Source organism: Candidatus Cardinium sp. TP (genome assembly GCF_025215055.1).
In the GTDB taxonomy this organism is placed as follows: Bacteria; Bacteroidota; Bacteroidia; order Cytophagales; family Amoebophilaceae; genus Cardinium.
This window is the reverse complement of sequence record NZ_JANAVR010000026.1, coordinates 1-13,870: the sequence shown is the minus strand read 5'-3', so window position 1 is coordinate 13,870 and position 13,870 is coordinate 1. Positions and strand designations below refer to the sequence as shown.

The 13,870-nt window shown below is 40.4% G+C and carries 9 protein-coding genes; 8 read left to right on the top strand and 1 reads right to left on the bottom strand.

All coding sequences use genetic code 11. From position 1 onward, the window contains the following. Positions 1-470: 470 nt before the first annotated feature. The gene (locus NLX65_RS03745) at positions 471-1,055 is read right to left on the bottom strand and encodes an ankyrin repeat domain-containing protein (protein WP_260537332.1); all 585 of its coding nucleotides are present in this window, start codon (positions 1,053-1,055) and stop codon (positions 471-473) included. Between the two features lie 772 nt (positions 1,056-1,827). Between NLX65_RS03745 and NLX65_RS03740 the strand changes: the two genes are divergently transcribed. The 8 genes from NLX65_RS03740 to NLX65_RS03705 all read left to right on the top strand — a co-directional run bounded on the left by NLX65_RS03740 (position 1,828) and on the right by NLX65_RS03705 (position 13,721). Beyond that, positions 1,828-3,570: an ABC transporter substrate-binding protein gene (locus NLX65_RS03740; RefSeq protein ID WP_260537329.1), complete on the top strand. Its 1,743-nt coding sequence runs from the start codon at positions 1,828-1,830 to the stop codon at positions 3,568-3,570. A 123-nt stretch (positions 3,571-3,693) separates the two neighbouring features. Then, entirely contained in the window at positions 3,694-4,635 is a 942-nt protein-coding gene (locus tag NLX65_RS03735) for an ABC transporter permease (protein ID WP_260537326.1), read from the top strand. Positions 4,636-4,639: 4 nt separating this feature from the next. Next, entirely contained in the window at positions 4,640-5,491 is an 852-nt protein-coding gene (locus NLX65_RS03730; RefSeq protein WP_260537324.1) for an ABC transporter permease, read from the top strand. 2 nt (positions 5,492-5,493) lie between these two features. After that, positions 5,494-6,474, top strand: a complete 981-nt coding sequence (locus tag NLX65_RS03725; RefSeq protein WP_260537321.1) for an ABC transporter ATP-binding protein — start codon at positions 5,494-5,496, stop codon at positions 6,472-6,474. A gap of 5 nt (positions 6,475-6,479) precedes the next feature. Further along, positions 6,480-7,469 carry an ABC transporter ATP-binding protein gene (locus NLX65_RS03720; protein ID WP_260537318.1) on the top strand — a complete coding sequence of 330 codons (990 nt, stop codon included), beginning with the start codon at positions 6,480-6,482 and terminating at the stop codon, positions 7,467-7,469. A 30-nt stretch (positions 7,470-7,499) separates the two neighbouring features. Further along, complete coding sequence (aspS, locus tag NLX65_RS03715; protein WP_260537315.1) at positions 7,500-8,894, top strand: aspartate--tRNA(Asn) ligase; 1,395 nt, start codon at positions 7,500-7,502, stop codon at positions 8,892-8,894. A gap of 371 nt (positions 8,895-9,265) precedes the next feature. Further along, positions 9,266-11,782: a DNA gyrase subunit A gene (gene gyrA, locus NLX65_RS03710; protein WP_260537312.1), complete on the top strand. Its 2,517-nt coding sequence runs from the start codon at positions 9,266-9,268 to the stop codon at positions 11,780-11,782. 367 nt (positions 11,783-12,149) lie between these two features. Beyond that, the gene (locus NLX65_RS03705; RefSeq protein WP_260537309.1) at positions 12,150-13,721 is read left to right on the top strand and encodes a tetratricopeptide repeat protein; all 1,572 of its coding nucleotides are present in this window, start codon (positions 12,150-12,152) and stop codon (positions 13,719-13,721) included. Positions 13,722-13,870 lie beyond the last annotated feature (149 nt).

Here is a 13,870-nt window from a genome sequence, read left to right as displayed (position 1 = left end):
GCCTAATGTTTTAGCTAGTTCCAATAACCCTAATTTAGGCTTGATAATTTTTTGATGTAAGTTCATAGTAGTTAAGATTTATATCATCATAATTTAACAATTGTCAGATTAAATCCTAACTACTACAAATAATGCCTATGTAAGCAATGCATTTTATCCCACTTTTTTCTTGATAAAAAAGTGGACAAAAAATCAAGCTCTCGCTAAAAGGCCGCTGAAAGTGTCATCCTACAGATGGAAAAACAGAAAGTGCCCCCTTTGTGGGCTTGAAAGGAAACTGTTTTTCTAAATCATCTGTAAGATGACACTTTCTACACCGCGACTTTTTACAGGGGCGTTGTTCTTTTAACGCAAAAAACCAGTGCGCTGAACACATACCGCTGAACACATACAAAGTGTAAGTATTTACACAATCTTCTGGAAAGCACCCCTTAATTGGGCAGGGCCTCTTCTATATTTAGGATATAGGTTTACTTTAATTTAGCAAGCTCCTTGTTCAAGAGATCCACTATTTCCTGTCGACCAAGGGATTCTGCAACATCTATAGGCGTTTCATTATTGCTATTTGCCTTGATATTAGCGCCTGTTTTTAATAATATTTCAACTTTTTTTCGAGCTGTTTTTTCATCGTCTAAAGCTGCTGCCTTATGTAAAAAAGTATTTCCCCAATTATCTAATAGATTCATGTTAGCTCCATTGTCCAATAACACTTTAGTAGTTTCTATCAACCCTTTCCTTAGTGGCAAATCTAAAGGACGCAGTGTACAAAATTCCGAGGCTGATCCATCTTCAAAGCGTAAATTTATACACTTTTTATAAATATGACTGTATGACTTGAATAACGCTTTGATGAGTGGTAGGGAACCCGAAGTAATTGCATGAAGCAAATCGGGAAAATGGGTAGAATAAGTATCACTTTCCTGACAAGGAACACCCTTAATGACAGCTTCAAAAAACTTCTCTTTAAACGAAAGACATATATCTTTTTTACCCATCATTCTTAGAAGCTCTTTTTGAATTACTGGGGTATTATTACTAATTATAGAATGTGTCAACTAATGTTTAGGAACATCTAAAAGGTTACTGGCTATTGTCATAGCAGACTTAATAAAGAGAGATGCATCCATATCATTGCCTCTATTTGTAGTTTCACTTTCCCCATGTTGGCTTATCTCGCCTCCCAACATATTAGACCTTCCTAGCCCATTGCAAGATATAATCAGTGGCAAAAAATTAAATATTTTTTCATAGTGAATAAAAGCTTTGATAATAAATATAAATGACCTGCTTACGCAGGAATAGGATAAATGATTACCCATTTCATATTTAAAAAATTTAAAAAAAAAGAAAATAATTTTTATCTCCTATCTATTCAACTTATATCTGTCTATTTTGCGCCTCTAGATTTTTGATCTGTTTTTTTGTAAGCTGGAGTCAGCTTATTAATTACATTCTTTAACCGCTATTATGGCACAGCTGTCTTCCTCAATCGGTTTATCCGATAGTTTTCATAGATGGGATGTGCTTTAAGGCACTCCAATAGTACCTATAAAGATTCAAGTAGATGGTCTAGCATATTATAGCGTTCTAGCTGTTTGCTCTTTTTTATATTTATATTGCCAGAAGATTGAATAGTAGCCGGTAAAAATGCCTTGTCAGTTGTTTATTACAGTAAAATAAATTAAATTGCCCGCTGATTATTATGGTTTTATTTGTATAACTTTATTCGATAACGCCTACTAGTACTAGTACCTAGGGTAGTTTGTTGTGGTTAGGGTTTGCTTATGCTTTTTTAAGCTTAATATATTATAAACATTATACACAATTATGATTAGTAAACGGACAATATTATTATTGATGGCGGTATGGGTTTTTGCCTCTATCTACTATCAAGAGTACAAAAAAGAGCAAAAATTGCTCGACACTCCCACATTGAATAGTGTAACACTATCTGCCATTGATGGAACCGACCCCGTAACCGTAAGCGATAAGTACTCTATAGAGGTGATTGGTAAAATCTATGAAGGTTTGTATGCCTATCATTATTTAAAAAAATCTTGTGAGTTGGTGCCTAATCTTGCTGAGGGGATGCCTGTCATTTCTTCAGATGGATTGGTCTATACTTTTAAAATTAAACAGGGTGTTGTATTCCAAGATGATCCTTGTTTCCAAGATGGTAAAGGTCGTGCACTCACAGCCGCTGATTTTGTCTTTAGCTTGAAAAGGCTAGCAGATCCTAAAAATATAGTACCTTATTTTGGTCTTATAGAGGGTAAAATCAAGGGCTTAGATGCGTGGAAGCAACAGCCAGACTATGCGCAAGCGGTAGAAGGATTAAAGGCATTGGATGACTATACCTTGCAAATTACCCTTACGGAGCCTTGGGTAGCTTTTTTACACTTTTTAGCAATGCCGGCCTCTTTTGTGGTTGCGCAAGAGGCGGTAACCCACTATGGGCGTGCGTTTGTAAACCATCCAGTAGGTACCGGTCCTTTTATCTTAGAAGGTGGGTTTAATCCCCAAGCCAAGCAGTTGATTTTTGTAAACAATCCTACTTTTAGAGCAAAATTTTTCCCTTCGGAAGGAGATGCGGAGTATCAACCTATGATAGCGGCTTATGCAGGTAAAAGGTTGCCTCTGGTGAACAAGGTGGTAGTCGATATTATTACCGAAGAGCAGCCACTTGCCTTAAAGTTAGGGCGTAAAGAACTCGATATGGCGCCCATTAGTGGCTCTAGTATGGCATTGACTATGATTGAAAATAATGCTGTTACACCAAAGTGGAGTAAAAAGGGGTTGGCCTTCGTGCAGTCCCCTGGTGCCAGTACACAGTTTTTTGGGTTTAACCATAGCCATGAGCTATTTAAAAATGTCTACTTAAGGCAAGCGATGTCTATGGCTTTCGATAGAGTGGCCTATAACCGAACTTTCTATAAAGGTTCCGCTCAGCTGGCACATACTTTGCTACCGCCTCTATTCATAGATGAGGTCAATGATCTACATGCATCTTATGGGTATAACCTTGAGCGTGCCAAAGAATATTTGGTTAAAGCAGGTTATCCAGATGGAAAAGGGCTGCCTGTTATTACACTTGATGCGATTGTGGGCACAAGTTATAAAGATAAAGCAGAATTTTTTGCTAAGTGTATGGCAAATATTGGTATACAAATTCAGGTAGTAGCCAATGTGCCTGCAGAACACTGGAGTAAGATTTCGAAAGGTGCTACCATGATGCATCTTTTGACCTGGCAAGCGGATTATCCAGAGCCTTCTAATTTTTTACAGTTGCTCAGTGACAGGGAGTTATGTGGCTTATTCTATGAAAATGCTGATTTTAATGCATGCTTGAGTAAAGCTATGGCCACAACCAATGATGCAGAGAGGAAAGCATACTATTTGGCGCTTAATAAAATGGCAACTGAAGAAGTGCCTATGATTTATGCATTGTATGTCCCTGAGCAACTTGTTTACTATAATTGGGTAAAAAATGTAGCTTGTAATGGTTTTTGTCCATGTCCAGATGCCTATATCGCCGTGGATATGGCTGCAAAGGTCAAGGCTACTAAATAATTAATGCATTGTCTTATGCTATTCGTATCTTCCCTTCGGGTATAACAGCTTTTATTTGTTTGTAGTTTATGTGGGTAAATGGAAGAGGTGCTTTACACGAAGGGTAACACCGCTTCCATTGCTATGACCTCTTTTTTTGTATATCTTTTTAAAAAGCTGCTTTATGCGCTTTCGGTTATTGTAGGGGCTACTTTTTTAGTCTTTCTTATCTTTAATGTTGTTGTAGGGGACCCTGCTTTAATTTTATTAGGTAAATATGCCACACCGAAAGCCATGGCCCTACTTGCCCATGAACTAGGTTTAGATAGACCTTGGTATATCCAGTATGGAGCAGTTTTAAAATCAGCTTTTACCTTTGATTTTGGCTATTCCTGGACGACCAAGCAACATATATTAAAAATATTTCAAGAAGGTGGGCTGGTCTCCCTAACCGTTACATTACCCGCTTTTCTCATAGGAAATGGTTTGGTGATATCAGTTGCCCTATGGATGACCCAATATAGAGGCACCATTTGGGACCGCCTGTTGGTGGTATGCTGCATTGTAATGACCAGTATTTCTGTATTGGTGTATATTCTAATTGGTCAGCTGTTTTTTGCTTGCAAACTAAGGATGTTCCCAATAATGGGTTATGAAAAAGGCTTTTTAGCCTGTGTGCCTTACATTATTTTGCCCACTATTATTCTTGTATTGCTCCATTTTTGTTATAGTTACCGGTTTTATAGAACTATTATGTTAGACGAAGTTTATCAAGATTATGTACGTACCGCGCGGGCGAAAGGATTGCAGGAAGAGGTGGTATTATTTAAACATGTCTTTAAAAATGTTATGGTCCCGATTATTACCACTGTTGTACAAGATTTGCCATCATTGCTATTTGGTTCTGTAGTAATAGAAAACTTTTTTGGCATACCAGGGCTGGGTAATGTAGTGATGGATGCGATGAGCCGTTGTGATTTTCCAACCATTAAAGCCGTAACGATCATAGCTGCGGTGCTCAGTGTCTTCTGTAATATAGTCGGTGACCTGTTGTATGCCTTGGTGGATCCACGCATAAAATTATAGGTCGATGATGCATAAACACTCCCATTCATTTACTTTGAGCAAGAAAGCTTTATTAGGTAATAAATTTAACCTTGTTTGCTTATGCATTCTCTTGTGCTACATCCTGGTGGCGCTAGCTACTAAATTAGGATGGCTAGGAGCCAATTGGCATGCAGAAGTTGGTGCCTCTTATCAGCAACCCAGTGGTGTCCATTATTTTGGTACCGATGTTTTAGGTAGAAGTGTTTTTGCTAAGGTGTTACATGGTATTGAAGTAGCCATGCATGTAGGCTTTGTGGTCGCCTTATGGGCGGTTGCAATTGGGGCAATCTTAGGTATACTAGCCGGTTATTTTGGGGGGATAATAGATGCATGTATCGTATGGCTCTATACAGTTATAACCGCTATTCCTACCATGATTTTACTCATGGTGGTTGCTTTTGTGCTTGGGAAGGGCACGATTTGTACGGCACTGGTCATAACGGAATGGACAGAAACCTGTCGCTTGGTGCGTGGTGAAATGATGCGCCATAAATCTAGAGAATACATTCAGGCCGCTTCAGCCATTGGCGCGGGTAGTTTTCGTAAGATTTTTGTACATCTATTGCCCAATATGCTTCCGTTGATTATCTATCAGTTTTCTTTAGTCTTTCAATCCGCTATAAAGTATGAGGTGATCCTCTCTTATTTGGGTATGGGCATTCAAAACAAGCCTAGTTGGGGTATTATGATTAGCGATGCCAAAACAGGACTATTGCGGGGTATTTGGTGGGAGTTTTTTTTTGCCACCATAGCCATGTTTTTATTGGTGCTCGTGTTTAATATCTTAGCGGATGCATTGCGGGATCTATTAGATCCAAAGTTAAAAGGTCGATAAACATGAAAATTCTTGAAGTAAAAAACTTAATAACGCAATATTATACGGGCAAAAAGATGGCAACAGTGGTCAATAATGTTTCCTTTGATCTTTTTTCCGGTCGTTCACTAGCGATTGTGGGTGAATCTGGCTCTGGTAAATCCGCCATGGCCCTTTCATTGATGCGGCTCATTGAACCACCTGTAGGTACCATTACCGCACAGGGTATTTTTTTGGAAGGAAAGGATATTTTACAACTTTCCCTAAAAGAGATTCAAGAGATACGTGGCAATCGTATTTCTATGATTTTCCAGGAACCTATGACGGCGCTCAATCCAGTTTTTACCATTGGTGAACAGGTTATGGAAACCATTCAGTTGCATCAACAGGTTCCACCCAAAGAGGCAAAAATACGGGCTATAGCTTTGTTAAACCTAGTGGGTATACCGGCCCCTCAGCAGCGCATGTTGGCCTATCCACATCAGATTTCAGGTGGTATGCGGCAACGGGTTATGATTGCAATGGCTTTGGCTTGTGGTCCCTCTGTATTGATTGCGGATGAACCTACTACTGCTTTAGATGTGACGACGCAGGCACAAATTATGGATCTGATTCAAAGGCTACAAGTCGAAAACAATATGGGTATTATATTGATCACCCATGACCTGGGCATAGTGGCTGAAGTATGTGACGAAGTGGCCGTTATGTATAGTGGTAGTATTGTAGAAAAGAGTTCTGTAAAAGCTATTTTTAATGCGCCACTGCACCCCTATACACAGGCGTTATTGGATGCAATTCCTCCTTTATCTGGTGGCGTCCGTAGGTTGCGCACCATTGATGGCGTAGTGCCTCCTTTATCAGATCTACCTATTGGTTGTTCTTTTCAAGAGCGTTGTCCCAACGTGCAAGATCGATGCAGAGCGAGTAAACCACTCCTTGAAGAAGCAAGCGGTGGCCATTCTGTAGCCTGTTTTTATCCATTACAAGATGGCGTTAAATCGTAAGGCATATGCAAGCCAATAAGGAAATTTTATTAGAAGTAGATCACCTGTATAAGACCTTTGCTGTAAAGCATCATCTCTTGGGTCATCGGGTTGGTACCGTGTCTGCTGTGAATGATGTAAGTTTTACCCTCTACAAGGGAGAGACATTAGGCTTAGTAGGCGAATCTGGTTGTGGAAAAACCACATTGGGTAGAACCATTTTGCGGTTGGTGGAGCCTACTGCTGGGCGTATTATTTTTGATGGGGTAGACATTACCCATTGTAGTGCTAAGCAAATGCGTAGCATACGAAGAAAGATGCAGATTATTTTTCAAGATCCCTATGCTGCTTTAAATCCTAGAATGGCTATTCGTCAGATCCTAGAGGAACCCATCAAGATTCATCACCTGGCTGAAAGCAAAGCGGCATCTACCCAGCGCATTGCTCAATTATTGGATTATGTGCAACTGCCTAGTGCGATTTTATACAAATATCCCCATGCGCTTTCTGGAGGGCAAAGACAGCGCATTTGTATTGCAAGGGCGTTAGCCGTTGAACCTACTTTTATCGTTTGCGATGAAGCGATTGCTGCATTAGATGTTTCCGTTCAAGCGCAGGTGATTAACCTTTTAATGGATTTACAAAAAGAACTAGGGCTAACCTATCTTTTTATTTCGCATGATTTAAGGGTGGTAGAGTTTATGGCCAATCATGTTGCGGTGATGTATTTAGGCAAAATTGTAGAGGCTGCTCCAGCAGCAGAAATCTATAAAAACCCTCAGCATCCCTATACGAGAGCGCTTTTTTCGGCCATACCGACGATTCATCCATCTAAACATAAAGAACGCATTATCTTACAGGGAGATGTACCGAGCCCCAGTGAACTACCTAGTGGCTGTTATTTTCATCCACGTTGCTGGAAAGCGACAGAAGAATGTAGATCCATCCAGCCAGCATTGGCACAAACAGCAGGGGATAGCCATCAAGTGGCATGTCATTTTCCAGAGGTCAATTAAATAGTATAGTTATATCATTCTCTCAAACATATGGATCCACTTTCAGAGATCAAAAATCTTTCTACTGTAGATAGTCAGAAAGTAGTTAGGATTAGAGGCAGGGTCTTTTCTAAAAAAGACTGTGGGCAGATATTATTCTTGATTTTACGTGATGGTATCGATACCCTACAGGCGGTGCTCGTAAAAAATAAAGCAGATACGCAGCTTGCTATAGAGGACTATAAGCTATTGCGTAGCATTGAAAATGAATCTTTTATTGAAATCATTGGTCAGGTCTATTGCGCTGAAAAAGCTGTATTGGCCTGCTCTAAGCAATCGATTGAATTAGCCATAATCGGGTATACAGTACTCAGTAGGTCTGTATTAGATTTGCCGATTACCCTCAAAGAGTCAGCCTTTATAGAAGATGAAAAATTTGAAAATCAAAATTTTGCATCTATTCAGTATGTAAAACGATTGGATAACCGTGTGTTAGATTTGCGTACCGATTTGGCACAGGCTGTTTTTCGCATCAATGATGGCATGCTTTTTTATATACAACAATATCTACGCAAGCGTGGGTTTATAGAAATCAAAACGCCTAAGTTAATAGGAGGTGCTTCTGAGGGTGGTGCAGATGTATTTAAGGTAGACTATTTTGGCAAACCGGCTTGTCTGGCACAGAGCCCTCAGTTGTATAAGCAAATGGCGATTATAGGTGATTTTAAGCGGGTATTTGAGGTAGGACCCGTCTTTCGTGCAGAAAATTCCGATACCAATAGACATCTAACAGAGTTTATAGGCGTTGACCTTGAAATGGTTATAGATCGGGATTATATGGAAGTAGTCCATCTGGTATATCAGCTATTGGTTGAGCTTTTTGCTGCATTGAATAAAAAATATGATCGAGAGATCGCCATCATACAATCTTTTTTTAATGTCCCTGCGCTCACCTTTGCATCAGAGTTGGTCGTGGTACCTTTTCCAGATGCGCTTGCCTTGTTAAGGGCCCATGGCAGGGAGCGGGGGGCGTTAGATGATTTGTCTACGGAGGAGGAAAAACAGTTGGGTGCGATTGTAAAAGAAAAGTATCATACAGATTTATATGTGATTACCGGTTATCCATCTCGTGTGCGTCCTTTTTATACTATGGTTGATTCAGATGATCGTCAATATACCCATGCTTATGATTTTATGCTACGGGGTGCAGAAATTCTCTCTGGTGCACAGAGGATACATGACTACACCATGTTATCAGAGCGTGTCCTTGAGATGGGCATAGACCCCACGACCATCTCCCACTATTTGAATGCATTTAAATATGGTGCACCGCCTCATGCTGGTGTGGGTATGGGGTTAGAACGGATCTTGAAATATTTTTTAGGTCTACCAGATGTACGTTATAGCAATCTATTTCCGCGTGATCCTAAAAGGTTGCATCCTTAATCAGGTAAGGCATCGGTAGGCTATTTGTATCTGTTCAGCGCAGTGGTTTTTTTGCATCAAAAAAACCGCCCCTGTAAAAAGCCATGGTGTAGAAAGTGGCATTTTACAGATGATTAGGAAAAACAGCTTCCTTTGAAGCCCCCGAAGGGGGCGCTTCCTGTTTTTCCATCTGTAGGATGACACTTTCAGCGACTTTTTGCCGAGGGCTTGATTTTTTGTCCACTTTTTTATCAAGAAAAAAGTGGGATAAAATGCATTACCCATGGCTATTGATTAGGTATAGGGTAGGGTTATAAAAGTTCCGATGCTTACCCTATATTTCATCATTTTATTCGTATTTTTAACCATTTCTAAACCTTAATCCCCTACTTATGGATAGCACACCAACGGATCGTATTATACCCATCAATATAGAGGACGAAATGCGCGATGCCTACATAGATTATTCTATGTCTGTGATTGTAGCCAGAGCATTGCCTGATGTGCGGGATGGGCTAAAGCCTGTGCATAGGCGGGTATTGTATGGTATGTATGAGCTAGGGCTCAGTCAAAGTAAATCTTACAAAAAGTCTGCAAGAATTGTAGGAGAAGTACTGGGTAAGTATCATCCACATGGTGATGTAGCCATTTATGAAGCGATGGCCCGTATGGCGCAAAGTTGGTCACTGCGTTATCCACTTATAGAGGGCCAGGGTAATTTTGGCTCTATCGATGGAGATGCGCCTGCAGCGATGCGTTATACCGAAGCCCGTTTGGTACGTATTTCTGAGGAGCTGATTAAAGAAATAAACAAAGATACTGTTGATTTTCAGTTTAATTTTGATGCTTCCTTAGAAGAGCCTGTTGTATTGCCTGCGAAGCTACCCAACTTGCTTTTAAATGGTGCGTCTGGTATTGCAGTAGGTATGGCCACCAATATGGCTCCGCATAATCTATCGGAAACCCTAAGTGCTATTGTGGCCTATATTGAGGATCATGACATTACCATTGCTGCATTAATGGAATATATGGTTGCACCTGATTTTCCTACTGGCGGTATCATCTATGGGTATAGTGGGGTGCGCGAAGCCTTCCAAACAGGAAGGGGGCGTGTGCTATTGCGTGGGAAAGCTACGATTGAAGTGGCCGCTAATGGGAAAGAGCAAATCATTGTGACCGAAATACCCTATCAGGTGAACAAAGCGGTTATGATAGAGCGGACGGCACATCTGGTGAATGAAAAAAAGATAGAAGGTATTGCCGACATTCGGGATGAATCAGACAAGGAGGGTATGCGTATTGTTTATGATCTCAAACGAGATGCCATAGCCCATGTGGTACTCAATAACCTCTACAAACAAACCCAACTACAAAGCTCTTTTAGTGTAAACAATGTAGCATTAGTAGAAGGTAGGCCTAAGGTTTTAAACCTTAAAGAACTCATTGTTCATTTTGTAGACCATAGACATGAGGTATTGGTACGCAAGACTACCTTTGATCTAGAGCATGCCAAGAAAAAAATACATCTATTAGAAGGTTATCTTATCGCTTTAGATCACTTAGATAGCGTCATTGCGTTGATTCGTGGTGCGCAAGACCCAGAAGTAGCTAAAGCCGCATTAATGGAAACCTTTCCCTTGAGTGAAGTACAAGCAAAAGCCATTCTAGAAATGCGTTTGCAGCGGCTTACCGGTTTAGAGCGTGCAAAGATAGTGGAAGAGCATCATCAGGTGCAAAAACTTATTGACCATTTAGCAGCAGTATTGGCCGATAAGGCGTTGCGCATGCAGCTGATTAAGGAAGAACTCATTACTCTTAAAGAGCGTTATGGCGATGCACGTAGAACCGTAGTGGAGTATGAGGCAGATGCCTTTACCATGGAGGATATGATTCCAGATACGGAAATGGTAATTATGATTTCCAACCAAGGTTACATTAAAAGAACGCCATTGGTTGACTATCGTTTACAAGGCCGAGGGGGAGTAGGGGCTAAGGGCATTACCACTAAAAAAGATGATTGCACAGAACATCTATTTATAGCTACGGCACACCAATATTTATTAATATTTACCGAGTATGGAAAGATCTATTGGGTAAAGGTCTATACCATACCAGAAACCAAAAAGACTACACAAGGCAAAGCCATACAGAATCTGATCAATATAGCGCCTGGAGATCAGGTGCGTAGTATTATTCAGGTGAGGGATTTGAAAGATAATAGCTATGTAGATAGCCATTATGTAGTGATGTCTACCAGGCAAGGGATTATTAAAAAAACCCCGCTGCGGGCCTATGCTACCCCACGTGCCAATGGTATTCATGCCATTGTCATTCGAACAGGTGATTCGCTATTAGATGTGCAGCTAACCAATGGTAGTCATCACATTGTATTGGCCTTAGAGTCTGGAAGGGCCACGCAGTTTAATGAGCAAGATGTACGTCCTATGGGCCGTGTAGCCTCTGGCATAAGAGGCATTACGTTGGGCCATGCATCGGATCGCGTGATTGGTATGGCCTGTTTCCCAACATCTGATTTAGATGTGTTGGTGGTTTCTGAAAATGGCTATGGAAAACGTTCGCCTCTGGCGGACTATCGTATTACCAAAAGAGGTGGTAAAGGTGTGAAAACCATTCAGATTACTGAAAAAACCGGAAAGTTAGTTGCGATTCATGCAGTGAAAAACCAGGATGAATTGATGATTATGAACCAATCTGGTGTGGCCATTCGGATTGAAGTAGGTACCTTACCCATTATTGGTAGGGCTACTCAGGGCGTTCGATTGATTCGGTTGGGCAAAAATGATAAGATTGCTTCGGTAGCCAGAATAGATGTGTTAGAAGATGGAGAAGAACCTAAAGCAAGTATAGCGCAATCATTAGATACAGCCTCAGATGAAATGAGGGTATAGCGTTCAATTGCAGCGATTATTTTATTAACTAGCTGTATGTATTCAGCGGAGTGGTTTTTTGCGTTAAAAGAACAACGCCCCTGAAAAAAGTCGCGGTGTAGAAAGTGTCATCTTACAGATGATTAGGAAAAACAGTTTCCTTTAAAGCCCCCAAAGGGGGCGCTTTCTGTTTTTCCATCTGTAAGATGGCACTTTCAGCGCCTTTTTGCCGAGGGCTTGATTTTTTGTCCACTTTTTTATCAAGAAAAAAGTGGGATAAAATGCATTATGAACCAGTATCGTGAACGAGATACAACTGGCTCATTGTGTTCCGATCTAAGCCCCGCACTAAGGGTACAAACAGGTTTCAATTAGTTATATAGCGGCCATGTATACATTTTGTTTCTTACTGATATTTTTAGTTATTCCCCCATCTCTTTTTGCTATACCTCCATCCATCGCACGCATTGTGCGTACCTTTGAAGGTCAAAATAAGCAGAAGGGCGTTAAGTCCAAGCCTGATCAGGTTACAGTTGGATCAGGGGATGGTGCGGCTAATGACACCCAACCAGCTGAGCCATCCCTTCTTTCTAATGCGCAACAGGCTCGACTAGCTATAGATGAAGCCATTAAAAACAGTAAGCTGGTCAACCATCCTGCTACCTGGTATTATAGAGGGGTGATCTATGATCGACTTGTAAGGGATCATATTGCTGAACCATCCACTGTATCCATTTTGTTAGATGAAGCACTCGCCGCCTATGCGCAGGCTAAGCGATTAAGTGTATCTAAAAGCAAGCAATTTTATAGTTTTACCCTGAATAATTTAGCCGCTTTGTGGTCGTACTTTTTGAATAGAGGGATCGGTTATTATAGGCAAGAAGCAGTTGAGCAAGCCTTAGCGCAATTTGCTATTTGTAAACGTATCTTACCGGAAGAGCCGACCCCATTGTTGTATACTGCTATTGTCTATCATAGTGTTGATCAGCCAGAAGCAGCATTGCGTTATTATCAAGATTATGTAGCAGTTCACGGGCCGCATTTTGCGGTTGCACGTGCTATGGCTGCTATTCATTACCATAAGCTTAAAAATTTTGATAAGGCCATAGCCATTCTCAAGGAAGCACTCCTTCAATTTCCTTTTCATAATGAGTTATTAGAGGAAAAGTGTTTGATCTATGACGCTTCTCGAAGCATAGATGATTATAGCGCCTCTTTAAAGGTTGGGTTGCAAGATAAAAAAATAGATGCATATTATGCATATGCTTATCTGTTGGAACATCAAGGTCGTATTCAGGAGGCGACTGGTTATTACCAACAGCTTTTAAAGGAGTGTCCACATCAATATGATACATTTCGCCAGGTGGGTTTTATCTTTTATAATGAAGCTATAAAACTATATACCCACGCCCTAAAATCAAACCGGCAAAAGGAGCAGTACGCCTATTCTCCGTTGGTTGAATCGTTCGGATTAATGCATGTCATGATGCAGCATTTATGGTTGCATACGATTTGGCGCAATAGCGCCTTACCCAGGGGATTCCTTTCTAAGGAACCACCATTTTCTGTCCGTCCTATATGGGTTGTATATGCGCATCCATTGGTTCAGGATAGTAGCGCAAGCGGTCTGGTTCATCTATTACAAGCAGGCAAGGTACCCTGTACGAGTCCTTTGTATGGCTACATCCATAGAAAAATTGCCACTGCATGGGCTAATAATAGGTTGGTGCAAACTGCAACAGCATTAGAAAAATATCTACAACAGGCTTTGTATTACTTAAAAATGGCGTACAGGCAAAATACAAAAGATCATAAGGTCGCACAAGCTTTGTACTATAGCTATTATCATTTAAAAAAGTATAGGGCTGCCAATAAGTTATTGCAAGTGATACAAAAGCAGAAATACCCTCTTGAAGATGATCCATTTGTCGGGCATCAAGACCCAGGTATAATGGACTGAAAAATAAGGAAATAAAATTAAGGTGTAGTAGTTAGGATTTAATCTGACAATTGTTAAATTATGATGATATAAATCTTAACTACTATGAACTTACATCAAAAAATTATCAAGCCTAAATTAGGGTTATTGGAACTAGCTAAAACATTAGG

Bases quoted from the DNA above. Each gene is read 5' to 3' on its own strand.
- NLX65_RS03740 (WP_260537329.1), top strand. From the start codon at position 1,828: ATGATTAGTAAACGGACAATATTATTATTGATGGCGGTATGGGTTTTT.
- NLX65_RS03735 (WP_260537326.1), top strand. From the start codon at position 3,694: ATGACCTCTTTTTTTGTATATCTTTTTAAAAAGCTGCTTTATGCGCTT.
- NLX65_RS03730 (WP_260537324.1), top strand. From the start codon at position 4,640: ATGATGCATAAACACTCCCATTCATTTACTTTGAGCAAGAAAGCTTTA.
- NLX65_RS03725 (WP_260537321.1), top strand. From the start codon at position 5,494: ATGAAAATTCTTGAAGTAAAAAACTTAATAACGCAATATTATACGGGC.
- NLX65_RS03720 (WP_260537318.1), top strand. From the start codon at position 6,480: ATGCAAGCCAATAAGGAAATTTTATTAGAAGTAGATCACCTGTATAAG.
- aspS (WP_260537315.1), top strand. From the start codon at position 7,500: ATGGATCCACTTTCAGAGATCAAAAATCTTTCTACTGTAGATAGTCAG.
- gyrA (WP_260537312.1), top strand. From the start codon at position 9,266: ATGGATAGCACACCAACGGATCGTATTATACCCATCAATATAGAGGAC.
- NLX65_RS03705 (WP_260537309.1), top strand. From the start codon at position 12,150: ATGTATACATTTTGTTTCTTACTGATATTTTTAGTTATTCCCCCATCT.